25 protein-coding genes and 1 tRNA gene are annotated in these 25,593 nt (G+C 36.6%); 14 read left to right on the top strand and 12 right to left on the bottom strand.

Features of this window, described 5'->3' with window-relative positions:
• The first annotated feature begins 249 nt into the window (after positions 1-249).
• The 5 genes from H6W53_RS09710 to H6W53_RS09690 all read left to right on the top strand — a co-directional run bounded on the left by H6W53_RS09710 (position 250) and on the right by H6W53_RS09690 (position 5,384).
• The gene (locus H6W53_RS09710) at positions 250-630 is read left to right on the top strand and encodes a hypothetical protein (RefSeq protein ID WP_185206461.1); all 381 of its coding nucleotides are present in this window, start codon (positions 250-252) and stop codon (positions 628-630) included.
• Between the two features lie 507 nt (positions 631-1,137).
• The gene (locus tag H6W53_RS09705) at positions 1,138-1,728 is read left to right on the top strand and encodes a hypothetical protein (RefSeq protein ID WP_185206459.1); all 591 of its coding nucleotides are present in this window, start codon (positions 1,138-1,140) and stop codon (positions 1,726-1,728) included.
• 20 nt (positions 1,729-1,748) lie between these two features.
• Positions 1,749-2,432, top strand: a complete 684-nt coding sequence (locus H6W53_RS09700; protein WP_116097779.1) for a hypothetical protein — start codon at positions 1,749-1,751, stop codon at positions 2,430-2,432.
• A 51-nt stretch (positions 2,433-2,483) separates the two neighbouring features.
• Entirely contained in the window at positions 2,484-4,148 is a 1,665-nt protein-coding gene (locus H6W53_RS09695) for a beta strand repeat-containing protein (protein ID WP_185206457.1), read from the top strand.
• Between the two features lie 213 nt (positions 4,149-4,361).
• A complete protein-coding gene (locus H6W53_RS09690) occupies positions 4,362-5,384 on the top strand; it encodes a L,D-transpeptidase (RefSeq protein ID WP_317169743.1) in 1,023 nt (340 codons plus the stop codon).
• Here the strand turns inward: H6W53_RS09690 and H6W53_RS09685 are convergent.
• From H6W53_RS09685 to H6W53_RS09675, 3 genes are all read right to left on the bottom strand, one after another.
• Positions 5,381-5,905, bottom strand: coding sequence for a hypothetical protein (locus tag H6W53_RS09685; RefSeq protein WP_185206453.1), 525 nt, complete (start codon positions 5,903-5,905; stop codon positions 5,381-5,383). The two genes, H6W53_RS09690 and H6W53_RS09685, sit on opposite strands and share 4 nt — an antisense overlap.
• Before the next feature lies 1 nt (position 5,906).
• Positions 5,907-7,238, bottom strand: a complete 1,332-nt coding sequence (locus H6W53_RS09680; protein ID WP_185206451.1) for a PDZ domain-containing protein — start codon at positions 7,236-7,238, stop codon at positions 5,907-5,909.
• Positions 7,239-7,348: 110 nt separating this feature from the next.
• Entirely contained in the window at positions 7,349-7,987 is a 639-nt protein-coding gene (locus H6W53_RS09675; RefSeq protein ID WP_185206489.1) for an alpha/beta hydrolase, read from the bottom strand.
• A 245-nt stretch (positions 7,988-8,232) separates the two neighbouring features.
• Between H6W53_RS09675 and H6W53_RS09670 the strand changes: the two genes are divergently transcribed.
• On the top strand, positions 8,233-8,685 hold the full coding sequence (locus H6W53_RS09670; RefSeq protein WP_076392232.1) for a hypothetical protein: 453 nt from the start codon (positions 8,233-8,235) through the stop codon (positions 8,683-8,685).
• Positions 8,686-8,804: 119 nt separating this feature from the next.
• Here the strand turns inward: H6W53_RS09670 and tyrS are convergent, their stop codons facing one another.
• Complete coding sequence (tyrS, locus tag H6W53_RS09665; protein ID WP_185206449.1) at positions 8,805-10,100, bottom strand: tyrosine--tRNA ligase; 1,296 nt, start codon at positions 10,098-10,100, stop codon at positions 8,805-8,807.
• A 308-nt stretch (positions 10,101-10,408) separates the two neighbouring features.
• On the opposite strand from tyrS, the gene H6W53_RS09660 reads away from it, so the two are divergent.
• Together H6W53_RS09660 and H6W53_RS09655 are read left to right on the top strand one after the other, a co-directional pair.
• Positions 10,409-10,969, top strand: a complete 561-nt coding sequence (locus tag H6W53_RS09660; protein WP_185206447.1) for an RNA polymerase sigma factor — start codon at positions 10,409-10,411, stop codon at positions 10,967-10,969.
• Between the two features lie 147 nt (positions 10,970-11,116).
• The gene (locus H6W53_RS09655; protein WP_185206445.1) at positions 11,117-12,445 is read left to right on the top strand and encodes a hydroxymethylglutaryl-CoA synthase family protein; all 1,329 of its coding nucleotides are present in this window, start codon (positions 11,117-11,119) and stop codon (positions 12,443-12,445) included.
• 48 nt (positions 12,446-12,493) lie between these two features.
• Here the strand turns inward: H6W53_RS09655 and H6W53_RS09650 are convergent, their stop codons facing one another.
• On the bottom strand, positions 12,494-13,417 hold the full coding sequence (locus H6W53_RS09650) for an AraC family transcriptional regulator (RefSeq protein ID WP_185206442.1): 924 nt from the start codon (positions 13,415-13,417) through the stop codon (positions 12,494-12,496).
• Between the two features lie 181 nt (positions 13,418-13,598).
• Between H6W53_RS09650 and H6W53_RS09645 the strand changes: the two genes are divergently transcribed.
• On the top strand, positions 13,599-15,128 hold the full coding sequence (locus H6W53_RS09645; RefSeq protein ID WP_185206440.1) for an aldehyde dehydrogenase family protein: 1,530 nt from the start codon (positions 13,599-13,601) through the stop codon (positions 15,126-15,128).
• Between the two features lie 450 nt (positions 15,129-15,578).
• Positions 15,579-15,962: a DUF779 domain-containing protein gene (locus H6W53_RS09640; RefSeq protein WP_185206438.1), complete on the top strand. Its 384-nt coding sequence runs from the start codon at positions 15,579-15,581 to the stop codon at positions 15,960-15,962.
• Between the two features lie 143 nt (positions 15,963-16,105).
• On the opposite strand, the gene H6W53_RS09635 is transcribed toward H6W53_RS09640, so the two are convergent.
• Positions 16,106-17,305: a dicarboxylate/amino acid:cation symporter gene (locus tag H6W53_RS09635; RefSeq protein ID WP_185206436.1), complete on the bottom strand. Its 1,200-nt coding sequence runs from the start codon at positions 17,303-17,305 to the stop codon at positions 16,106-16,108.
• A 94-nt stretch (positions 17,306-17,399) separates the two neighbouring features.
• Here H6W53_RS09635 and H6W53_RS09630 point away from each other — a divergent pair, with 94 nt between their 5' ends.
• From H6W53_RS09630 to H6W53_RS09620, 3 genes are all read left to right on the top strand, one after another.
• Positions 17,400-18,320: a DnaJ C-terminal domain-containing protein gene (locus H6W53_RS09630; RefSeq protein ID WP_185206434.1), complete on the top strand. Its 921-nt coding sequence runs from the start codon at positions 17,400-17,402 to the stop codon at positions 18,318-18,320.
• A gap of 3 nt (positions 18,321-18,323) precedes the next feature.
• A complete protein-coding gene (locus H6W53_RS09625; RefSeq protein ID WP_185206432.1) occupies positions 18,324-18,626 on the top strand; it encodes a chaperone modulator CbpM in 303 nt (100 codons plus the stop codon).
• 140 nt (positions 18,627-18,766) lie between these two features.
• On the top strand, positions 18,767-19,294 hold the full coding sequence (locus tag H6W53_RS09620) for a hypothetical protein (RefSeq protein ID WP_185206430.1): 528 nt from the start codon (positions 18,767-18,769) through the stop codon (positions 19,292-19,294).
• 57 nt (positions 19,295-19,351) lie between these two features.
• Here the strand turns inward: H6W53_RS09620 and H6W53_RS09615 are convergent, their stop codons facing one another.
• Together H6W53_RS09615 and H6W53_RS09610 are read right to left on the bottom strand one after the other, a co-directional pair.
• Entirely contained in the window at positions 19,352-20,335 is a 984-nt protein-coding gene (locus H6W53_RS09615; protein WP_185206428.1) for a PLP-dependent cysteine synthase family protein, read from the bottom strand.
• Between the two features lie 509 nt (positions 20,336-20,844).
• Complete coding sequence (locus H6W53_RS09610; protein WP_076392590.1) at positions 20,845-22,074, bottom strand: ABC transporter permease; 1,230 nt, start codon at positions 22,072-22,074, stop codon at positions 20,845-20,847.
• A gap of 4 nt (positions 22,075-22,078) precedes the next feature.
• Between H6W53_RS09610 and H6W53_RS09605 the strand changes: the two genes are divergently transcribed.
• Positions 22,079-23,290 carry an exo-beta-N-acetylmuramidase NamZ domain-containing protein gene (locus H6W53_RS09605; RefSeq protein WP_185206426.1) on the top strand — a complete coding sequence of 404 codons (1,212 nt, stop codon included), beginning with the start codon at positions 22,079-22,081 and terminating at the stop codon, positions 23,288-23,290.
• Between the two features lie 71 nt (positions 23,291-23,361).
• Here the strand turns inward: H6W53_RS09605 and H6W53_RS09600 are convergent, their stop codons facing one another.
• The 4 genes from H6W53_RS09600 to H6W53_RS09585 all read right to left on the bottom strand — a co-directional run bounded on the left by H6W53_RS09600 (position 23,362) and on the right by H6W53_RS09585 (position 25,593).
• Positions 23,362-23,568 (bottom strand): hypothetical protein, encoded by a 207-nt coding sequence (locus H6W53_RS09600; protein WP_076392260.1) that lies wholly within the window; start codon positions 23,566-23,568, stop codon positions 23,362-23,364.
• A 4-nt stretch (positions 23,569-23,572) separates the two neighbouring features.
• Positions 23,573-24,211: a DUF3575 domain-containing protein gene (locus H6W53_RS09595; RefSeq protein ID WP_185206424.1), complete on the bottom strand. Its 639-nt coding sequence runs from the start codon at positions 24,209-24,211 to the stop codon at positions 23,573-23,575.
• 1 nt (position 24,212) lies between these two features.
• Positions 24,213-25,388, bottom strand: coding sequence for a thioredoxin family protein (locus H6W53_RS09590; RefSeq protein ID WP_185206414.1), 1,176 nt, complete (start codon positions 25,386-25,388; stop codon positions 24,213-24,215).
• A 134-nt stretch (positions 25,389-25,522) separates the two neighbouring features.
• Positions 25,523-25,593: transfer RNA gene (locus tag H6W53_RS09585), tRNA-Phe, on the bottom strand.

The raw sequence follows: 25,593 nt of genomic DNA, 5'->3' as shown, positions 1-25,593 counted from the left end.
CCTTCTTTTTCTTCAAATTTCACAATATCAAAATAATCCACTAAGTATGGTGGAAGCAAAAACTTTAGTAATTCTTGATCGCTTAGCATTATACAAAGATAAAACTACTTAACATTCCTCCCCAACTTTTGAGACTGATCCGTAATTTCATAAACTGTAATGTGTGCTTTTCTGAAAAACCTTTTCCTGAATTTTGTATACACATCATTTTTTATATTTCCGAAGTAATCTTAAAATTAAAAAGAACTTATGACCATACTGAATTTCGATTGGAGCAACAAAGCTGCATTAAAAGAAAATCTTTTAAAATGGGCTTACGATGAAAATTTAATCCTTTTGGAAGATGATGAAGATGTTCTTTTTTTTGATAACGAATGGATGGGAATAATTTTTCCGTACATGTTTGACGAAAAATGCATTAAGAGAGATTATATCATCTTTATTCTTAAAAACTATATCAGAGATAGTTTTTCGCGTAGAAGATCACTGGCAGAATTGAAAACCATTCAGGAGCTATTTATCGATGAAATGCAAGATTACTGTTCTGTAAATAATGACCAACTGATTAAAGATGCTATAGCCTATTTTTTACGTTGCAAGACCAGATTAGAGAAAAATAAAAAGATCTGATAAGATATTTAAAATATTCAACTTTGAAGATGATATTCTAAATATAACTTTCTTAGAATAAAATTATCGGCTGTTAAACTTACTGATTACTAAAGGTTTTGTAGTCAATTCTGCATAAAATGTGATAAAATATGGCATTTTTTAAAAGGTTATAAATTAATTTTTTTCGTTTTTTATTAAATATTCAATTATAATTTTAATTTTTTCAATAATAAATTTTTATAAATTAAAGTATTCTTTTTAAATTGATTAAAATATAATGTTTTTCATTGTTTATTTGGTTTAAACTTGTATATTAGACATCAAATCACAAAGTTAAATGAAAATTATTCAATTAATCACAAGAATTTGAATAATGTCATTAAAATTATTTCGAAAACCTAAAGTAGTTGCTGTTCTGCAATCTATTCCAAATACATTTTACTGAGCATTTAACTTGTTAGATTATAATAATAAGTATAAAACCTTAACACTATGAGGTTCATTTTTATTGTATGCACATTTTTAATGTCTCCTCTCTTTCTGTCTCAGGTAGGGATAAATACACCCAGTCCCGATCCTTCGGCAGCTCTGGATATTGTTGCTAAAGCATCAGATAAAGGTTTACTTATTCCTCGTGTTCCTCTTCAAAACATTACAGATATTACTACAGTGCCTAATCCTGCAGTAAGCCTCCTTGTATACAATACGATTTCAAATGCAGGAATTACCAAAGGGTATTATTATTGGGACGGAAGCAAGTGGCTTAGATTTAACGACAGCTCAAAAATTTTTTACGGAAACGCAGATCCAACGATTCCCACTACGAATTCTACCGGAGATATATACGTTAATAATTCCACCGGAACTCTTTTTGTGTATAACGGCAGCAACTGGATTTCGCAAATGTCCGGAACGGAAATCCTTTCTGTAAAAATTATTGCTGCGGACGGCCAGACAGAATTCCCCACCCCATGGAGCATCAGTACTTCCAATACAAAAGTTTACAGAAATGGGGTAAACATAGATTTTCAGGTTCTTTCTTCATTTAATATAAAACTGGAGACCGGAGTATCCTGCTATGCCAACGATGAGATAAAAATTTACAAATTCTTATAAAAATTTTAAAATTAAATAACATGAAAAAGTATCTACAAACTTCCGCAATTTTAGTATTTCTTTTTGCAGCTTCCGGAGCTGTACAAGCACAACAAACAACTGGTGATGTAGCCCAGAACTCTGCTAATGGAGCGGCGCAGGCTCTTAACGGAACTATCAGGGTGATTGATAACAAAGGAACTATCAAATATCTACAGGCTAAAAACGGGATTACAACCCTTACCAATACTACGAATAATGTAACAACAACAACGTGGCAACTGGGAGGAACCCTTACTGATGATACCAGTATAGATCTTAATGGGAAAAAATTTGGTCTTGCCAATGTACTTCAGAATACCAATACCAATCAGGCAGGATCTAATGTTCCGGCAACTTCTGCAACGCTGGGAACTTCGGGATATACGATTCTTGTAAGAGACGAAGCTACAGGAAATGTCTTAAAAATGCTTTCAACAGATCTTGTACAGAGCGGACATGAAAAATTTACTTCAACAGCAGGTCAGACATCTTACAGTTTAACAGGAGCTCCTGTGTTACCTACATATTCTCAGGTATGGGTCTACAGAAATGGTGCAAAATTAATTGCTAATGAAGATTATACTGTTTCGGGATCTGCAGTAACGCTTGTTCCGAACGGAAGTGCTCCTAATGATTGGTCTGTATTGGCAGGCGATATTATTGAGGTGCAGTACATGAAGTAAGATTGTTCCTAAAAACCAATCATTTATTTTCATATTATTGATAAACACGAGATGGGCAAATTATTCGATTTTCTTTTTTTAGTTTTATCTGTTTCGCTCTATTCACAAGTCAGGGTTATTGATAATAAAGGTACCCTTAAACAGGTTGATGAATCGAAATGGATTTTATCCGGGAATAATATTTATAATAAAAACTCCGGAAATGTAGGAATTGGTATATCCAGTCCCTCAGAAAAGCTTGAAGTAAATGGAATTGTAAAATCAGTGGGCGCTGTTTATACCAACTCGGCGCTTTTCAATAAAATTTTATATGCAAATGCTTCCGGTAATGTGAGTCCGCTATCTTTAGGAGCCGGACTTACATTCTCCGGAGGTATTCTTAATACAGTGAATAGTGGGACAGTTACAAGTGTAGGACTAAGTATGCCTTCTGCTTTCAGTGTTTCAAATTCTCCGATTACCAATTCGGGAACGATTACCGTCTCCGGTTCGGGAACCATTTCTCAATACATCAGAGGAAATGGCACTTTGGGAAATTTTTCTTTATCCGGTTTAAGCGATGTATCGCTTTCTGCTCTTACAACGGGGCAAGTTTTGCAGTATAACGGCACTTCATGGATAAATATATCACCTAATTCTACGCTTACAAGAGGTAATTTAACGACAACCACTACAGGATTATCTGTAACCGGAGGGACTAATGCCGTTTTGGGCAGTGGAACAGCGGTGGATTACAATTTAGTTACGGGTATCGGTAACCTTGTTTTGGGAACTCAGGGAGTCTTGGGAGGGACAGGAAATACAAACACATACATTGGTGCAGACGGACAGAAACATTTACTTCCATCTGCCTATTCTTTACCAATTGCAAGTTCTACAACTCTTGGAGGAGTAAAGATTGGTTCAGGAATAAATATTGCTCCGGACGGAACTATTTCCACTTCCAATACGGGAATTGTAACCAATATTACCACAGGAACAGGACTTACAGGAGGACCCATAACATCTACAGGAACTATATCTTTAAGCAATACTGCAGTCACTGCCGGAGCTTATGGAACTGCATCTACAACGATTCCTACTTTCACAGTTAATGCACAGGGACAGTTAACGGCAGCCGGAACTTATCCAACATCGGGAATATCAATTGCAGGCGATGTTACAGGAACTTTAGGAGCCTCTACAGTTGCGAAAATTCAGGGAAGAAATGTTGCGAATACAGCACCGACTAACGGACAGACATTGATTTACAATACCACTACCAGTCAATGGGAACCCGGTAATTATACCTTTCCTCAGTTGCTTGTAGATGCTTCAAGAACAACAACGTATACTCCTGCTGTTGCCTATGCTGTTATTCCCTACAATACGACAGCAGTAAATGTAGGAACTTCCTATAATACAACCTCAGGAAATTTTACGGCTCCGGGAACAGGAACCTACCAGATTATAGCAAATAACAGTTTTAATGCAAATACAGCAGCAAATCATTCAATTACAACCAGAATTGTTGTAAACGGTACAACAGATACAGAATCATCCTGTTCGGCATCTCCATATGCAGGAAGCGGAGTTAACATTACAAGCTCTCCGTCAACAGTAGTGAACTTAACAGCCGGACAAACGGTTAATATACAAGTAGGTGGGGAAGTGGGTACTGTTACTGCTTTAACAGGGACAGGGCAGCACAGATTAAAAATCATCAGGTTAAATTAATTCGGATAATTAACCGCCTTTACCTTAGATTTCAGTCAATTCATACGATATTTAACATAACTACATTTAATAATTCTTGATTCAAAATATTAACTGTTCACCGTATTTTTACGGTAAATTAACTTTGCATTTTTTTTATCCGATTTTAGGTCTGATATTTGTACTGAGTAGAAAAAAAATTATTGCCCACTTTTATTTATGAAAAACAGACTTGTGAAAAAATCACTTCTTTATGCATTCTTTATCAGCTTAATGATGATTTCCTGTAAAAAAGAAATTGAAAAAATCAACGACAAAATCAATGACACCAATTCATCAATCAGTGAACCTGATCCTGAAACAGATTCTGTGGTTGTGAAAAAAGATTCTGTAGTTGAAAAAGAATCTTTACCTCCGGCAATGCAGGAAGATGGCTTTTATAATGCTTTTATTTTCCCTAAAGACAAAAAAATGAAAGATTCTTTATTCGGAGTCTTTAACAAAAAATATACAGAGAAAGAACGTTATGCTATTTTAGCTTTAAACAGACTGGATTCTAAAAATAAATGGAATGCAGATACTTTGGTAGTTCCTGCAAAAATTGATACTACATTAATGGAGTATTCTCCTTTCCCGATGCAGCTTGATGTACTGAGTCCGGTAAAGAAATTTGTTATTTTTTCATATCCTATTCAGGCGTACGGAGTATATTCTAACGGAACTCTCGTGAAGTGGGGACCTACAAGTATGGGCAAGAAAACCGCAAAAACAAAGACCGGTCTTACCTTTGCCAACTGGAAAAAACAACTGGCAATTTCAACCGTAAGCAGCGAATGGAAATTACCTTATAATTTTAATATTTTTAATCTTGACGGAATAGGATGGCATCAGTATGACCTTCCGGGTTACCCTGCATCGCATTCATGTCTAAGATTATTGATGAAAGATGCAAAATGGCTTTATGGTTATGCAGATACATGGGTTTTAAATCCGGGAGGAGCGACTACAAAAGCAAAAGGAACGGCTGTAATGGTTTATGGAGATTACGGTTGGGGAAAAAGAAAACCTTGGAGAAAACTTCTTAGCGATCCTAATGCCAACAGCGTTTCTGTGGAAGAAATGACTAAAATGATCGAGCCCAGTATCGAAAGAATACTGAAAGAGCAGGATAACAGAGAAAAAGTGGTAGATTCTATAAGAGCGGCAAAAGCTGTATTGGAACAAATGCCACAGACAACTAAGACCGTTGCTCCTTAATCCAGTTTTTCAAACTGCAGCGTAGATTCTTCTGCGAATTTTCTGAGTTTCAGCATTTCATCTTTTCCTTTATGCTGCCCGAAACGTGCTGCTGCATAGGTAAGTGCAATGCAGAATATCATGATAAAAGATGCGGTAAGTGCCCATGGAAATTCTTGACTTTTAATTTGTTTTTCCACATAATACATGGAAATAAAGACCATCCAGAGAATCGAAAACGCAAAATATAAAAACATGAAAAACGTCCAAACTGCGGAACTGGGTCCGAAAACGCCTCGTATCGCAGTTTTTTCGTCTTCAATTTCAATTCTTAAAGATAGTCTTGGCTTCCAGTAGGTTTCGTAATCTGTTTCTACACAGATAGTTGCTACCTCTTTATTAATGTTGCCTGAAAACTCACCTTTATGTTCTTTTAGATATTTTTTCAGATTTTCTGCGTATTCATCTTTTGTTAAATGAGTAAACATCTTAAATCGGGGTCTGGTTCTTATTTTGTCCAGCGTAGTTTCTTCGGTTTTCATATCATTCTTGTTCTTGGTAAGGTATCGGATCTTCGAGGGTGAAGCTTAAAGTCATCTGTTTATTTTTTCTTTCAATCAGCATATTGATGGTTTTTCCTTCATCGGATTTCATCATTTCCATGATTTTATTGAGCGTCATGTCTTCTGTTTTTTTACCATTGATGCTTATTAAGCGATCGTCTTTATGAAGTCCGGCTTTAGCTCCCGGAGAATCTTTACGCACTCCGGCGATGGAAAAAATAGGTTTTAAAACAAAATTATACTGAAGGTTATTATTGATCACTTCAATTCCGTTGGAAGGACTTTCCTTTCTTTTAGCCGGAAGATTCACCACATCTTTCGTCCATTCCATGCCGTCCTGTTTAAAATCCAGACCGCTCATATTGAAATGAAAAGGATCATCGTAATTTCCGTTCTTTTTTAAATACATCTTCTGTTCAGAATAATCGAATGCAACCGTAAAACGCCTCATGATATCTCCGCCAATGGAACCTTTTCTGTTTTCTACCATATTTACGTGCTGAATGGAGTATTCATCAGGCATTGCCGTTAATGGCTTTTCAAATTTAAAATCTCCGAGATACAGGTTGTGAATTCTGCTTCGTTTACCATACACATCACCGTTGAAGCCACGACCGAGATAATCATCAATATTCGGTCGGTTGTATACAAAGTCTTTTATCAAAGCAGGAAAAAGCCACATAGGATCACTATTCCCCAGATCAATCAGTAATTTTGAAGGCTTTCGTTCCCTTGTCATTTCCACATCGGCAATCACATAAGGTTTATTTTTTTCAATACTGATATCGATCTCTTTAAAATTTTTTATTTTTTTCTGAAATAAAGTTTTATCGTTGTAAATGGTAATTTTTTTAGACGAATAATCAATTAAAACAGGATGGTCTTTAAAAAAATGATAACCGATAATTCCGTTTACGGGAATTCCTACGTGAGAAGAAATATTAAAGTCTTGATCGGTAATAATATACACCGTCATTGAATTATTTATAAAATTCTTTCCAATTTTTGCAATATTATTATCGGACCGAAATCCGTCGATACTTGCGCTTCCTCCTAACCCGGCAAATTTTATCTTCTCAATATTCTGGAGATTGATTTCTTTATTTTCAAGACTGAAAATAGAAGTTTCAGCAACTCCGGTATCAAGCAAAAAAGTAAGATTTACACCATTAATATTTACGGGAATAAAAATTAAATTGGCAATAAGTTTAAAAGGGATCACCGTTTTTTTTGCATTCTGAATTTCAAAAGAATTCTGAGCACTCATAAAAATGCAGAACAGTACAAACACAAAAAAATACTTCAGTTTCATTTACTGAATTTACTGAATTTATCTTTATCACCAATAAAAAAACATTCCCAAAATGAGAATGTTTGTATTTTGTTTAATAATTTAAAACGAATGTTTAGATTTCGATAATCTTATTTGGAAAAGAAGTCCATCAGATCCATATAATTTTTCTGGTTCACTCCATGACCGCTCATATATTCTCTGAACGTAAAATAACAGCTTAAATCATACAAAAGATCTGCCGCTTTTCTTCCCCACTCCAAAGGAATTACCGCATCATCTGTTCCATGAGAAATAAAGAAGCGAAGTCTTTCCAGTTTTTTCTTATCCTTTACAATATCGGTGAGTAACTTTTCTTCCGGATAACTGCTTAAACACGCTACAAGATTGAACATTTCAGGGTATTTTAAAGCCAGAGCATAACATAAAATTCCCCCCTGACTGAAACCGCAAAGGTGAGTCTTGCCTTCGGTAATTCCATAACTGTTTATAATTTTAAGAATACTTTCCGTAATGCTGTTTAAAGATTCTTTAGCCTGCGGAACATCAATAAAGTTGTCAGGATTGTTAAAATCGATATCATACCATGAAAATCCTTCAAACTGGGTATTTCTGGGAGCTCTGAAGCTTACGATAATCCAGTCTTTAGGAAGAGTTTCTCTGAAGCTGAAAAGATCCTGTTCATTGCTTCCGTAGCCATGAAGCATGAAAAGAATTGTGGTGTCGGAACTGATATTTTCGGGTTCTCTTACAATATAATCTAAATTCATACGGCAAAGATAATTATTAATGATGTATTTATTCTTTAGCTCCATCAAAATAAGACCATTTAAAATAGTTGGACAAACTGTCTTAAAGTGCCTGATAAATTAAGACAATATCCAGCCAGAAACAGCGTTATAATTATTTATTGAATTGATATTATTTGCAATTCATTGTTGGAAATTTTTCATAAAAGTTATTTTTATATTGATAAAAAACCTATATTTGGAACATTAAAAATCTATTTGGAGAAATGAAGCAATTTTACAAATCAAAAAGTTTACTTAGACTTTCTTTTTTATTCGCTGTATTATTTTCAGCAATCTTAGTTGTTAATTCTTGTAAGAAAGATGACGATGATGAATTTACAGATCATATTATTCAGTTTGAAGCTAAAATAAATACAAAAGGTCCAAATCCACCTGCAAATCCACCTGTTACAGGAACTTTTTCAACTGTAGTTACACAAATCGGGACAGGGCAGAGTACTACTTTTAATCCTACAGGAACTACATGGTCCAGCGGAGAGCAGTTTGTAAGCTCAAGTCAGGCTCAGTTGAATTTAGCAGCAAATGCTGTTCTTCCTTATTCAGATTCTGAGCTAATCATCAATATCTATGTAGACGGAGAAGTTGCAAAAACTAAAAAGGTAGTAGGATCGGGTACACAAAGTGCTTCAATTTCTTACAGCTTCTTAGAACTATAAAAAACATTCAAAATACCAAGACCATCTGAAAAGGTGGTCTTTTTTATTGACATTACCTAAAAAATCGGGGGCGCAAAATTTTCAATTTTGCGCCCCCGATTTTATACTATTATTAACTTTTAAATTACTTTCACGATAAAATAGCTCTTCTTTCCTTTTTGTAAAAGTAAAAACTTACCGTCAATCAAATCACTTTCATTAGCTGTGTAAACATCATTAATTTTCTGTTTGTTTACCGAAATAGCATTTCCTTTCAGTTCTCTTGTGGCTTCGCTTTTAGATTTTAAAAACCCTGATTTTTCAGAAAGCAAATCGATAATATTTACTCCTAAAACATCATTCTTTGCTACCTCTTTCTGAGGAACTCCGTCGAAAACTTCAAGAAATGTTTCTTCATCAAGACTTACCAGATCTTCAGCCGTAGAACGTCCGAAAAGGATTTCAGAAGCTTTCAGTGCTTTTTCGTATTCATCTTTTCCGTGAACCCAAGCCGTAACTTCCTCAGCTAATTTTTTCTGTAGTTTTCTTTCGTGCGGAGCCGTTTTATGCTCTTCAATTAAAGTTTCAATTTCTTCTTTCCCTAAAAAAGTATAGAATTTAATAAATCTTTCCGCATCTTCATCCGTTGCATTCAGCCAGAACTGATAGAATTTATAAGGAGAAGTTTTCTTTTTATCCAGCCAGTAATTTTCTCCGCTTTCAGACTTTCCGAATTTCGAACCGTCCGCTTTTGTTATCAAAGGAACCGTTAAGGCAAATGCTTCACCCTGTGCTTTTCTGCGGATCAGTTCTGTACCGGTCGTAATGTTTCCCCACTGGTCAGAACCTCCCATTTGAAGTTTAACGCCATTATTTTGATACAGATGTAAAAAATCGTACCCCTGAATCAACTGATACGTAAATTCCGTAAAACTCATTCCATCAACTCCTGCCTCTCCGGAAAGTCTTTTCTTTACAGAATCTTTCGCCATCATATAATTTACGGTAATATTTTTCCCGACGTTTTTGGCAAAATCAAGGAAAGAAATATTTTTCATCCAGTCGTAATTGTTCACCAGTTCCGCTTTATTCGGCTCGCTTCCCGAAAAATCCAGAAATCTGGAAAGCTGGTTTTTAAGACAGTCTACATAATGCAGCAAAGTATCTTCATCCAGAAGATTTCTTTCCGCAGACTTTCCCGAAGGATCCCCAATCATTCCTGTCGCACCGCCCACCAAAGCAATCGGTTTATGACCGTGCTGCTGAAAATGAGCTAAAATTTTGATCTGAATAAGACTTCCGATATGCAAAGAATCTGCGGTAGGATCAAAACCAATGTAAGCTGTTGTCATTTCCTTATCCAATTGTTCGTCCGTTCCGGGCATCATGTCGGCAAAAAGCCCACGCCATTTCAGTTCTTCAATAAAAGAGTTCATTATTTTCTGATTTAAAATTTTAATGTACAAAGATAATCATTTCAGAGCAATAAGGCGAAGACAGAAACTTTCAACTCAGGATGAAAAACAGGTTGATTTTTTTAGGAGCTGTTTCCTGCTCTCCGCACTCGCTATTTTGTTTGATTTTGGTTTCGGCGGCAAAGCCGCCGAAACCAAAATCAAACAAAATGAGCTCAGACAAATGCTGCGATCATGGCTAAACCTCAGTCGGAGTACAAATTGTACAGAAAAAATCATTTGATCTCCTGCATTGTATTTTCAGCTAAAATCAATTATATTTGTTAGTAATGAACGACGAACAATTATTTCCTCTCATTCAGAAAGCGAAGGAAAAAGACCAGAAAGCGCAGACCAGGCTCATCAACATTTTTTGGGTTGATGTTTTTTCTTTTGTAATGAAAAAAGTTCACGACGAAAATGATGCCGACGAAATCACCGTAAATGTTTTTTCAAAAGTTTTATCAAAGCTGGATATGTTTGATCCTCATTTTCAGTTTAAAACATGGGTTTTAACCATTGCTCAAAATACCATCATCGATTTTTGGAGAAAAAAAAGCCGCGAAAATCAGGATCCTACGGAAAATCTGGATGAGGTAAAAAACCAGTATGCCAAATCTCCTGAAGAATTAATGATTTCCGAAGAAGAACAGAAGAAAATCATTAAAACAATAGAATCTTTAGATGTCAATTATCAGGAAATCATCCGTTTAAGATTTTTCGAAGAAAAAAGCATCAAAGAAATTGCTGAAGAATTGGGCATTTCTGTTGCCAATACAAAGGTTCGTGTTATGCGTGCAAAAAAAGTCTTGGCAGAACTGTTGAAAAATAATGAGTTTGAGGATCAATAATCACAAACTTTTAAAATCCCGATCTTAGAATTTAAAAATATAATTTTCCTGAATTTTATCATATTCTAAATAAATTTTCAATAATTACTAAAAATCATATATGATTAAACGTTTACATTTTCTAAATTCGTATGAAAATTAAGAAATATGACTTTTGGAATTGAGGCAGCAAGCTATTATGTGCCTTCATTATATTTGGAAATTAAAGATTTAGCAGAAAAAAGAGGAATCGAACCTGCAAAACTCGAAAAAGGATTGGGGTTGCATAAAATGGGCTTTCCCGATGTTCATGAAGATGCCGCAACATTTGCAGCAGAAGCATTACTAAGACTCATAAAGGATTATAACATCAATCCGAAAGAAATATCAAGAATTTACTTAGGAACAGAAAGCGCTTTAGATGCCGCTAAACCAACCGCTTCTTACGCTATGCAGATGGTAGAAAAAGTTCTCGAAAAAGAATTTGGAGACCGGGTTTTCAGAAACTGTGATGTGGTAGACATGACTTTTGCGTGTATTGGAGCAGTAGATGCGCTTCATAATTCTTTAGATTTTGTAAGAGCAAACCCTGATAAAAAAGCGGTAGTCATTGCAAGTGATTATGCAAAATACGAACTGGCTTCTTCCGGAGAATACACACAGGGTGGAGGAGCAGTTGCGGTTTTAATTTCTTCAAAACCTGATCTCATTGAAATTGAAAACAAGTGGGGAATTGCCACAGAATCGGTCTTTGATTTTTTCAAACCGCGTCGTCATTTCAAAAAAGAAGATTTAACGAATGCTCCCGAAAGTTTTCCCGAAAAAATAGAAATTTTCACGGATGAACCTGTCTTTGATGGGCAATATTCCAACCAGTGTTATCAGGACAGAATTAGAGAAGCCTACGATCATTATAAAGAAATTACAGGACTTAATAAACCTTACGAAAACTGGAAATATCTGATCTTCCATCTTCCCTACGCCTTTCACGGAAAAAGAGTTTTCACAGAAATTTACAGCTTAGAAAACGGTTTGTCTTACGAAAGTCCGGAAGAACAAAAAGCAGTGGCAAAATCAGAAGAATACCTTCAGTTTATTAATGATAAAATTGAAAAATCTCAACGTGCATCTTCGGAAATCGGAAATATGTATACCGCTTCTATTTTTATGGCTTTACTTTCCGCTTTACAGACTTCTTTTAACGAAAATGAAGAATTGGCAGAACAGGAAATCGGATTTTTAGGGTACGGAAGCGGATCAAAATCCAAAGTTTTTGCCGGAAAAGTTTCAGAAAACTGGAAAAAGGTGGCAGAAAAATGGAATTTATTTGAAAGTTTAAAAAACAGAACAGCAATTGATTTTGAGACCTACGAAAAACTCCACAGAAAACAACTGCAAAATTCAGTTAACGAAAACTATAAAGGCTTTGGTTCAACATCAGTAGAACTGGAAAATCCTGTTTTAAAAGGCGCAAGATATTATGATTATCAGGGATAATTAAAAATCAATAATAATATTAAAACATCTCAATCTGAGGTGTTTTTTTTATTCAAGAAATAAAACTTTATCCTGATAACTTTTCGGCGTTACTCCCACTAATTGCTTAAATACTCTCGTAAAATAATTCGCATCCGAAAACCCTGTCTGATAGGCTGTTTCCTTAATGCTGTTCTGGCTCGCCAACAGTTCTTTCGCGCGATTGATTCTCTCCTGCAGAATAAATTCATTCGGAGAAGTTCCCAGTTCGTCTTTGAACATTTTAAAGAAATTGGATTTGCTCACATACGCCATTTTTGCAATGCTGTCTATTGATAATTTCTGATGAAGGTTTTTCTTAATATAATCTACGGCAAAACCAATTCTGGATTTATTTTTTACAATATTTTTCTCCACCATGCTTCTTGCCTGAGTCTGCATCAGGCGGATCAGAAGTTCCTTCAAAGCAAAATCTGCCATAATATCCTTTTGTGAATTATCGTCCATGGCAATTCTCATGATATTATTCGTTGCCGAAGCCAAAGACTGATTATTAAACAGAAAATATTCATCCAGTTCAATATTCCAGCGCGAAGTTTCGTCTACTTTCGGAAGATGATAATTGAGGTGATTGAGAGAACTCTCTATGAATTCAGGATTCAGGCTTAGAGAGATACACTGCGAAGGCGTTTCATCCGCTTCAGGAAAATCGATCACCATTGTTTCTCCCGGCGAAACCAAAACACTTTCTCCCGGATAATAATCGAAATACCCCGTTTTATGATCTATTTTCATATGCTTTTTCCCGCGAAGCATTGCCGTGAATGCAATCGTTTCAAAATGCAGTTTTACATCGAAAGCAGCCTTATGCGTTTCGTAGATACTGAATTCACAATTGTTTAGATTGAATTTTGTCTGATTTTCAACCAAGTGCATAAGCTGGTTTTCCCTTTTCAATTCAGGAGTTTCTAATAAAATCTTGTTATTGTTCATTTCTAAACATTTTTAATAGCCTGTTTACTCAAATATAGAAAATAATCGGCTTACAAGACTGTTAATGAAATAATAAAATTTTCTGTCTGTACGATTTTGAAGTTTTTTTGTACGATTGTGCTATCAGAATCATTGAAGGAAATGTAATTTGGCAATAGATAAAAATTAAAATTGTACGAATATGAGCACTACAACACAACAACAATCAGAAACATTACTCCAATGGCCTGAATTCAAAAAAAGATATGATAACTACATCAACGGACAATTTACAGCTCCTGTTAACGGACAGTACTTCGATGTAGTTTCTCCCATTGACGGTAAAAATTTCACACAGGCAGCGCATTCATCCAAAGAAGACCTTGAATTGGCGGTAAATGCAGCCGAAAAAGCATTCCAAACATGGAAAAGCACTTCTTCCACAGAAAGAAGCATCATTTTAAACAAAATTGCCGACAGGATCGAGCAGAATTTAGAATACATCGCAACCGTTGAAACCATCGATAACGGGAAAGCGGTAAGAGAAACTTTAGCCGCAGATATTCCTTTGGCGATCGATCATTTCAGATATTTTGCCTCCGTTATCAGAGCGGAAGAAGGTTCTCATAACGAACTGGATAAAGATACCGTTTCACTAATCGTTCACGAACCGCTTGGAGTAATCGCGCAGATCATTCCGTGGAACTTCCCGATCTTAATGGCAGTCTGGAAATTAGCTCCGGCTTTGGCAGCAGGAAACTGCGTCGTTTTAAAACCTGCAGAAAGTACTCCGATTTCCATTATGGTTCTTATGGAACTCATCGGCGATTTGCTTCCGGCAGGTGTTGTAAATATTGTGAACGGTTTCGGAGCAGAACTGGGAAGAGCTTTGGTAACCAATCCGAAAGTAGCAAAAGCAGCATTTACAGGTTCTACAGCAACGGGTAGACTTGTTATGCAGTACGCAACAGAAAATATCATCCCGGTAACGTTAGAATTAGGAGGAAAGTCTCCAAACGTTTTCTTCAATTCGGTAATGGATGCAGACGACGATTTTTTAGATAAGGCCATCGAAGGCGCAGTTCTTTTTGCTTTGAATCAGGGTGAGATCTGCACCTGTCCGTCAAGATTACTGGTTCAGGAAGACATCGCAGATGCTTTCATTGCCAAAGTGATCGAAAGAGTAAAAGCCATCAAAGTCGGAAACCCTTTAGACAAAACCGTAATGATGGGAGCACAGGCTTCACAGATTCAGAAAGACAAAATCCTTTCCTACATCAAATTAGGAAAAGAAGAAGGTGCAGAAGTGCTTGTTGGAGGCGATGTAAATCACGTTGGAGAAGGTCTGGAAAACGGATATTATATTCAGCCGACCATCTTTAAAGGAAACAACAGAATGAGAATCTTTCAGGAAGAAATTTTCGGACCTGTTCTGGCGTTCACCACCTTCAAAGACGAAGAAGAAGCATTAAAAATCGCAAACGACACCATTTACGGTCTTGGAGCAGGAGTATGGACAAGAGATGCCCATCAGCTTTATAACATTCCGCGTCATATTGAAGCAGGAAGAGTTTGGGTAAACCAGTATCATGCATATCCTGCAGGAGCTCCTTTCGGAGGATACAAACAGTCGGGAATCGGTCGCGAAAACCACAAAATGATGTTGGATCATTACCGTCAGACCAAAAATATGCTGATTTCCTACAACAAAAACAAACTAGGTTTCTTTTAATCTTAAATATTAGGGCGTGCCCGTTTTCCCCGTCTCGGCAACGGGGAAAAACGGTCGGGCTATTCAGGGCTCCACTTCGTTTCGGTGCTCCGTTTCACTCCGCACCGGCTCGTTCCTCGCCGCCCTTCCTATCCCTCACGCGAACAACCATTCGTCCTGATCCGGAATTTTCGGGTGAGTTGAGAAATTTCAATTAAAGATTTCAGGTTTCGGCGAAATGACATTTCGCCGAAACTTTTTAACTTTATGTAAGAAAAATAATGACGAGGGAAACGGAGGCGTTAAGAACATGATTTTTGCGAATGGATCAAAGAAGAGATAATGACATTCTGAAATACCGAAAATGTTGTCATTCTGACGAAGGAATAATCTAAACCTTATTTATAAAGAGTTTTTACTTCACTTCTGAACTGTGTTCGTAGACCTTTAATTCACTAAAAATAAAGAAAAATGCAAACAAGAATAGCAAGACTCTCAGCAACCGAAAAAGCTCTGGAAGTCATTTGGGAACTGGAAAAAAAATACGGTGATCTGATGTTTTATCAGGCAGGAGGATGCTGTGAAGGAACGCAGCCGCAGTGTTTTGAAAAAGGAGGATTTTACCCGAGAATGAACGATGCGATGATCGGTACGATTAACAATCATGAATTCTGGATCGATCGTGATCTCTTCGAATACTGGAAATATTCACATTTTACACTCGATGTTGTCGATGGCTTCGGACCGGGCGGATTTTCTTTAGAAACACCTCTGGGAAAAACATTCAAAGTCATTTACAGACTTTTCACGCCGGAAGAACTGGAGAATTTAGAACCGGTGAAACGCAGTGAATAAAAATCTGCTCAATCGGCACAATCTGCGAGATAAAAAAATATAAAGTCTCATGCAGATTTAGCAGATGACGCAGATGTTTAAGTTAAATATTATTCGTGCAATTCGTGAAAAAATATTCGTGCAATTTGTGTTTAGGTAAAAAATCAAACCTTCACAAACCTACTTACAAACATAGACGCTACCAATTGTCCGACCGCATTTAAAACCGTTGCCAAAGGATCAACCAGAGTTCCGATAATCATTACTGCCGGAATTGCTTCCTGTGGTAATTTGTAAACTGAAATCATCAACATTTCTCCGATATATCCTCCGTTCGGAATTCCTCCCGCAACAATGCTTACAAAAACAGTAATTCCCAAAGCTAAAAGAAGATTCATAGGATCAAAAAAGTCTCTTCCGATGATTAAGAATGCCACATAAATCTTAATGATCGACGACATGGAAGAACCGTTTTTATGCAAAGTTGTTCCAATCGGGATCACAATATTTGAAATCTGGCTCGGAATTCCGATTTTTGAAGCTGCCTGTAAATTGGCGGGCATTGTGGCGAAGCTGCTGCAGGTACTCAAAGCGGTTAAAGTAGGGAAAATAGCATTCGTCCAGAAACTTTTAACCCCGTTCTGTCCTTTTGCCATAAAAGCATAGAGTGAAAAGAAGACCAGAAAATAGACCACTCCTGCAATATAATACAATCCTAAAGGTTTTGCATAAAATCCGAAAAGCTGAGGTCCCAAAGTCGCCACCTGATACGCAAAATAAGCGCCCAAACCAATCGGGGCAACTTTCATAATCAACAGAAGCAGTTCCTTCATCACTTCATAGCCCGAAGCGATAAATGACCGGAAAGCCTGTCCTTTTTCTCCCGCTTTTCTGGCGGAAAATCCCGTCATGAAAGCAAAAATTAAAAGAGCCAGCATATTTTGTCTTGAAAAAAGCTGTGTAAATTCTCCTACAGTAAAAAATCCTACGATTCTGTTTCCCCAACTGTCATTGCTTGTAGCTTCCTCCACAATTTCTGAACTTCCCGAAACTCCGGAAACCGGAAAAAGATAAACAGCGCAAATCGTGAAAACCGCGGCGGTTAAAATAAAAAACAGAAAGGTAAAAGCCATGGTTACCATTATTTTTCCGAACTTAGACTGTTGCTCCAGTGAAGCAATAGAATTGGAAACGGCAAAGAAAACCAGCGGAACTACACTTACAAACAGCAGGTTCAGGAATATATCTCCCAAAGGTTTTATATAATCCACAATATCGGGAGCAACAATTCCGATGATGCTTCCGACAGAGATTCCCAACAGTAAAAGTAAAATTCCGGAGTAGTTTTTCAACACTTCTCTCATGCGTTGCTTTTTAACCAAAGATAGCTTAATTTTTAACATTCCGTTATATAAAATTCAGTCATAAAATCCTTAAATTTGAGTAAACATCGTTTCTATGGCTTATATAGATTACTATAAAATTTTAGGCGTAGACAAAAACGCAACGCAGGAAGATATCAAAAAGGCATATCGCAAACTCGCAAGAAAATTACATCCCGATCTCAATCCTGATGACAAGGAAGCCGAAAGACAATTCAAAGAGCTGAATGAAGCCAATGAAGTTCTGAGCAATCCCGAAAACCGTGCAAAGTACGATAAATACGGAGAACACTGGAAGCATGGCGAAGAATATGAAAAAGCACAGCAACAGCAGCAAAGACAGTATCAAAATCAGGGAGGAAACTTCGGAGGCGGATTTTCGGAAGCGGATTTCGGCGACGGGGAAGATTTTTCAGATTTTTTCCAGAGTATGTTTGGCGGAGCAGGAGGAGGTTTCGGAAGGAATTCAAGGGGAAGTGCGTCGGGAAAATTTAAAGGACAGGATATTCAGGCAGAATTAACTTTAACCTTGAGAGATGCCGCAACAACACATCCTCAGACTTTTGATATCAATGGCAAAAAAGTAAGAATTACGATTCCGGCAGGAGTGTATGACGGTCAGCAGATTAAATTAAAAGGTCATGGAAATCCCGGATTCAATGGCGGTCCGAATGGAGATTTATACATTACTTTCAATATCACTCCTGATCCGAATTTTGAAAGAGCCGGCAATGATCTGAAATCTAAAGTTTCGATTGATCTTTACACTGCAGTTTTAGGCGGTGACGTAAAAGTAAATACTCTCGACGGAAGTGTAAATCTGAAAGTAAAACCTGAAACACAGAACGGAACAACGGTGAGACTGAAAGGAAAAGGTCTTCCGGTGTACAAAAAAGAGGGAGAATTTGGTGATCTTTTCGTGACGTATGAAGTGAAATTACCGACCAACCTGACTGAAAAGCAGAAAGAACTTTTTGAACAACTTAAAAATTCCTAAGCCATGAGTGAAAGAATATCGAGGGAAGAACTCGTAAAAATATACAATGTAGAAATTACTTTTTTTGATGAACTGGTGAATTCCGGATTGCTCAATATTCATACAGAAAACGAAATCCGTTATGTGATGTATGAAGATTTGCCCATGTTTGAGCGGTTTACCAACTGGCATTATGATCTGGAAATCAATCTTCCCGGTTTGGAAGTGATCCATGAAATGCTTAAAAAAATGGATGATCTGAGACAGAGGAACCGTGAACTGATGAATAAACTTTCTGCAATCGATGGTAATTTTGTTGATAGTTGATAGTTGATAGTTGATAGTTGAAGGATCATGATTGATGATTGATGATTGATGTTTTGGAGTTGTGAAAAAACAATAGATCAATGAAGAGATCATCATTAAATTAAATTTTTCATTTAGCTTTGCATCAGAAATTACTGTTTATGAATGAAGAGAAAAGTATTGTTTTAAAGCCTAAAAGGAAAGACTTCGAAGAAATATATTTCAGCGGAAATCAGGGAAGTTTGTTTTTTTCATCAACAACCAGAGGAAAAACGATTACAACGATTGTAGTTGCCGTTATTTTACTGATTGTTTTTGTTTTCAGAAATGATTTTACCAAAGAAAAAGCGGGAATTTTATATTTTGTAAGTTTTTTGTTTTTGCTGTGTGCGGTTTTTCTTTCGGTAAGCATCAACAAAGTTTCGAGATGGAAAAAGCAGGTTAATAATTACTTGAATAAGCTTGAAAACTGTAAAATCTACGAAATCCGGTTTGATGAAAATTTCTTTACCGTAAATATCGATGGCGAAAAAGAAACCAGCGAATGGAAAGATTTTACTTATTTTGACAGCAATAATGAATTCATTACCGTTGAAGGAAAATACAGCTATATGTTTCCCAGAAAATCAATGAGCGAAAAGGAATACAGCTTTCTGAAGCAGGTTTTAAAGAAAAATATTTCAGAATAAAACAACAAAAAACTCAGAGTGCTTTGCTCTGAGTTTTATTTTATCATGAAATGCTGATTAATCCAACCAGCCCATTTCCTTCATCCAGTCGTCGTTGTAAATTTTTCCGACGTATCTTGAACCATGATCGTGAAGAAGAACCACAATTACATCATCTTTCGTAAACTGATCTTTCATCTGTACCAAAGCAGAAATCGCGCTTCCCGCAGAATATCCGCAGAAAATACCTTCTTCTTTAGCCAGTTTTCTCGCATACAGTGCTCCGTCCTTATCCGTTACTTTTTCGAAATGATCGATTACCGACATATCGTAGTTTTCAGGAAGAATATCTTCGCCAATTCCCTCTGTAATGTAGGTATAAGCATTTCCTAAGTTGATTTCCCCCGTTTCGTGAATCTCTTTTAAAATCGAGCCGTACGTATCTACTCCGATTACTTTTATGTCAGAATTTTTCTCCTTAAAAAATGTTCCGCAACCTGTAATCGTACCTCCTGTTCCTGCTCCTACAACAAAATGCGTTAGTTTTCCTTCCGTCTGTTCCCAGATTTCAGGCGCGGTAGACTCGTAATGAGCAGCTCTGTTGGATAAATTGTCGTATTGGTTTACATACCATCCGTTTTCCGTTTCTTTAGCCAGTCTTTTGGAAACAGAATAGTAAGAACGCGGATCGGTTGGTTTTACATCCGTCGGACAAACAATAACTTCTGCTCCTACAGCACGAAGAATATCACATTTTTCTTTAGATTGTTTAGAGTTGGTTACAAAAATACATTTGTACCCTTTGATGATCGCGGCAAGAGCCAGTCCCATCCCTGTATTTCCGGATGTTCCTTCGATAATCGTTCCTCCGGGTTTTAATCTTCCATCTTTTTCAGCATCTTCAATCATTTTCAGAGCCATTCTGTCCTTCACAGAATTCCCCGGATTGAAAGTTTCCACCTTTGCCAAAACCAGTGCCGGAAAATCTTCACCCAAAACTTTATTAAGTTTTACAAGAGGTGTATTTCCGATGGTTTCGAGGATGTTGTTTGCGTATTTCATAAATGTCTTTTAAAGCGTTGCAAAGATACGGCTTTCAGATAATTAATAATTAAAAATGAATAATTAATACTGTTTTCTCAATTTCAACCCCTCAAAACCAACCTTTCCAATCCAAACCCAAACTCTAAAATCCCCTCAAAACCCTCTCACTCTATTTACCTTCTTACGCTCACCCTCTCCAACTCTCATACTCTCATACTCTCCAACTCAATAAGGAGCTGTTTCCCGCTATCCACTGTATCTTTTTTGTTACAGCTTCCGCTTCACTCCAGCCGCAACAAAAAAGGATGTCGTTTCTATCGGGGCTATGAATTTCTCGTTATCAGAACATTTGTCATTGCGAGGAACGTAGTGACGAAGCAATCTCAACTCAAAACGAAGTTATACTTAATATTCTTAAACCCTTAATAAAACTTAATGTTCAAATTGTAGAAAAGTTGAATATAATTTTATAAATCTGAGATTGCTTCGCTTCGCTCGCAATGACAAATTCCGTCGAATAATTAATATCAATTATACTTTATCGCCTTCACCGGAGAAATCTTACTGATCAGATAACTCGGAATTATTAAAGCCAGTCCTGAAATAATCAGAATTCCGGCAGAAATGGAAATAATGGCAATCGGGTTAAGATCTACCGGAACCGTACTAACGTAATAATTTTCCGGATTTAAGGTAATCACTCCAAAAACTTTCTGAATCAAAAGCAGTCCGAGACCAATCGCATTTCCGTACAGCAATCCCGGAATCATAATAATTAAAGTATAATTGATAAAAGTGGCTCTGATCTGTGAATTGCTTGCTCCCAAAGTCTTTAAAAGACCGATAGAATTTGTTCTTTCAATAATCAGGATCAGAAGAACCATAATGATATTAATGACCACAACAATCAGCATGATGATGATAATCAGAGCGATATTGGTGTCGAAAATACTGATCCAGTCTGTAATCTGAGGATATTTTTCAGTGGCTTTTTCAGCATAATTTTTATAGCCGATGAGTTTCTCAATTTCAGGAAAATCGCTGTCGATATCATTTACATTTTTAAAGAAAATATCCAGTCCGCCCATTTCATCAGGCTTCATATCCTGAATTTTTCTTACATGATTAATTCCTCCCAACACAAACTGATCGTCGATCATCTTAATATCGGTTTTATAGATTCCTACCACTTCAAATTTTCTGTAAATAGGCTTTTGATCTGCCTTTGAAAATACCGTTACAATGCTGTCTTTCACTTTCAGATGAAGATCATTGGCAATCTTTTGGGAAATGGTAACTCCGTTGTAATAGCCAACTTCCGTAACTTTCGGGGAAGTTCCGGCTACCAGAAATTTTTTGAACCTTACACTGTCAAAATCTTTTCCGATTCCTTTGAAAATAATCCCTGCAAAATTGTGCTCGTTCCGCATAATTCCCGTTACCGTAGCATATTTCTGCACACTTTCCACATCCGGAAGTTCTTTTATTTTCTGGATATTCAGTCCCTGATTATCAAGAACAGAAGTGTTGTAGGAAGAGTTTGATCTCGTAGATCGTACGGTAACGTGTCCGCTGAAATCTGCAAGTCTTTCCTTAATCGCTTTCTTCGAGCCGAATCCTGTGGAAACCGTAATGAGGGAAACTATAATTCCCAATGCCACAGAAAGTCTGCCGATGAAGATGATAACCCTCGAAAGGTTATTTTTGTTATCTTTGGAAAACGCTATTTTTTTCGAGAAATATAAAGGAAATTTCAAACTTATGAATTTAGATTTCAAAATTAAAAATTTACTTCTTATTTGCCTAATTTTTTTAGGAGTATTCAATCAATATTATTCTCAGGCTCAAGATAAAAAAGATTTTAAAACGGGAGCAGATCAGCCGGAGCTCTATTTACCTTTGCTGAAAGGAAAAATTGTAGGAGTTGTAACGAACCAGACCGGACTGATGAGCGATAAAACGCACGTTGTAGATTTTTTGGTAAAAAACGGAATCAGAATAAGATCCATCTTCGCGCCGGAACATGGTTTCAGAGGCGATGCAGATGCAGGCGAGAAAGTAAAGAACGGAGTAGACGTGAAAACCGGAATTCCCATCGTATCATTATATGGTAAAAATAAAAAACCGACTCCGGAACAACTGAAAGAAATGGATGTTCTGGTGTTTGATATTCAGGATGTCGGTGTGAGGTTTTACACCTATATTTCAACACTTACGTATCTTATGGAAGCTGCTGCGGAAAATAATATTGAAGTGATTGTTCTGGACAGACCCAATCCTCATGACGGCTACACAGATGGTCCTGTTTTAAAGAAAAAATGGACAAGTTTTGTGGGGATGCATGAAGTTCCGGTTGTATACGGATTAACAATAGGAGAGTACGGAAAAATGGTAAATGGAGAAAAATGGCTGAAAAACGGAGTTCAGGCAAAATACACCTTGATTCCGATGAAAAACTATCATAAAAAGCTGCGTTACCAGATTTCAGATAAGCCTTCCCCGAATTTACCCAACGATAAAGCCATCAATTTATACCCGAGTTTATGCTTTTTTGAAGGAACACAGGTTTCCGTGGGAAGAGGAACAGATGTACCGTTCCAGATTTACGGATCTCCATGGACAAAAAATCTTCCTTATCAGTTTACTCCGAAGCCAAGTGCGGGAGCAAAAGATCCTTTTTTAAACGGAAAATTGTGCTACGGCGAAAATCTTTCAGATTATAAAAAAGATTTAAGAGAACTGAATCTGGAATGGGTAATAAAAGCGTACAAAAACTATAAAAATCCTGATTTGGACTTTTTCCTGAAACCAACTACAGGAAGTAATTTGTGGTTTGATACTTTAGCAGGAACCGATGAGCTGAGAAAACAGATTGTTGCCGGAAAATCAGCTTCGGAAATCAAAGCATCCTGGAAGTCTGATTTGGAAAAATTCGAAAAAATCAGAAAGAAATATGTTGTTTACGAAAACTGATGAAATATGAATTGTCAATTGTCAATAGTGAATTCATTTTATTTGTGAATCTAAATTGACAATTGAAATTTTTAATCAAAATTCTGCGGCGGAGTTTTATCGTCTTTTCCTTTATTCATGATCACAAGACCGATTGACAGACCGATAACGCCCGCTGCCGCAATCATTAAAGCTCTTTCCAGTTTATCTGCCTGATCGTTTCCCAGATAATTCATCAGAAAAAGAATACCGAAAGTGATGATGCAGATAATAATATGGTTTTTACCGAATAGTTTCATTGTTTTATTTTAGTTTATAAGAAATCATGACACCGCCTCTGTAAGGAAGAATTTCCCCGCTTTTGTTAAAGCCTTCCGCTACGTCATAACGAGCTCCCGTCGAGCGTACATAGCCTTTATAAAAATCCTGAGAAGTTCCGATTCCTGCATAAATATCCATGTTCCAGTTTTCAGCAAGTTTAAACTGATAGCCCCCTGTAATTCCAACTATGATGGAATAACCTTTTTGATATATATCAGAATATTGGTAGACATTTCCATTTTGCTCATCAATAAAAGTGCCGTCACTCCAGTAATTCCACTTTTGCGCAATAAAGCGGGAACCTGCAATATTTCCTCCGATATACCAATGTTTGAAGGCTTCATCAAAATAATATCTTCCTTCCAGCGAAACGGAGTAATACTGCAATTCGTGTCCGGCAAAAGATTTCCACGGAGAAATTAAAACATCGCCCTGTACCGTGAATTTTTTATTTAACTGATGCTCTAATCCTACATTTATAACTCCTACAGGTATTAGCAAAGCATTTCCTTTAAGGTATACACTTTTTTCAGAAGTCGGTTGTGGTTCCTGTTCCTGTGCATTGAGTGTTCCTAAAAAAAACACGGTTAAAATCCCTGCAATCAATCTTATTTTAAGCATTTTATTTTATTTGTTTTAGTAGCTCATCGGCTAAAGTAGAATCTTTCTGAGCCTGTGTTGCCATATTTTTAGACATTTCTGCGTATGTTTTTGCCATTTCTTTATTTCCGGTTAGAAAATAAAGTTTCGCAAGAATATATGTGTTTTCAGAACTTTCGCCTCTCATCACAGATTTTTCAGCCCACTCGGCAGCTTTTTTCAGAGATGACGGGGTTTTTACATGTTCCGCAAATACCCATGCTGCTTTTAATAATTCATTAGGTTCAAACGCTTCTGAATTTCTGTAATAGGCTAAAGCTGCTTTCTCGTATTCCGGAAAATTCGAATTTTGCTCATAATAGCCAAGTTTCATCTGGCTGAGTTTCACTTCCGCATCATGCTTTCCTACAAGAGGTTCTGCATTTTTCATGAAGTAATCATCATTGATTTTTTTATTCTGCTGATCGATAGACTGCTCCACAATTTTGCCAAGCTTGATCTGATTGTCAAATTCTTTATACGTTTCTTCCGGTAAAAATTTGATGATTTCAGCTTTTCGGTCTGTAAAAACTTTGTAATTTTTGTCTTCAGTAGATTTTAAGAAAAATAGCAACAGACCAACGTCGTCTTTTGAAAATTCTTCAGTGACTTTTTTATTTTCAAAATACCTTTCAGATGCCTGTTTGGCAAAATTAAAATCCGAAGAAGAATTGAGTTTCATAATATTGATCAGAAAATCGGGATCTTTTTCACCTTTCGCAAAACGTTCTTTCAGCGAACCTTTTTTGTTGTTAGGAGAATTTACATCCTGCGCCATCGTCAGAAACATACTTTCTTCCATGTATCCGAAATTCTGGGAAACAAGCTCTCCGTCGCCATTCAGAAAAAGATAAGTAGGATAGGAGCGTACTCCGTATTTTGCCGCAATATCTCTTCCTTCTCCTTTTTCCATATCAAATCTTGCGTTCACAAAATTTGCATTGAAATAATCTCCGACCGATTTCTGTGTAAAAACATTTCTTTCCATCATTTTGCACGGACCGCACCATGAAGCATAGGCATCCAGAAAAACAATCTTTTTTTCTTTTTTTGCCTTTGCAATAAGGTCTTTAAAAGGCAGTTCTTCAAATTTAATGGCTTCCTGAGCAAATGCCGTAATGGCGGAAAATAACAATAAACCGGAGATAATCTTCTTCATTTTTCAAATAAAATTTAAAAAAGCGAATATACTTAATTTCAACGTAAAGGAGATGCTATTGTGATGGGATTAACTACGATTTAACAATGTGAAATAAAAAATAAAAAAGTCATCCCAAATGAGATGACTTTAAGTGGTTTCTCCAGGAATCGAACCAGGGACACATGGATTTTCAATCCATTGCTCTACCAACTGAGCTAAGAAA

This window comes from Chryseobacterium sp. C3 (assembly GCF_014218905.1).
Classification (GTDB): Bacteria; Bacteroidota; Bacteroidia; order Flavobacteriales; family Weeksellaceae; genus Chryseobacterium; species Chryseobacterium mucoviscidosis.
This window is presented reverse-complemented; position numbering and strand designations above follow the sequence as displayed.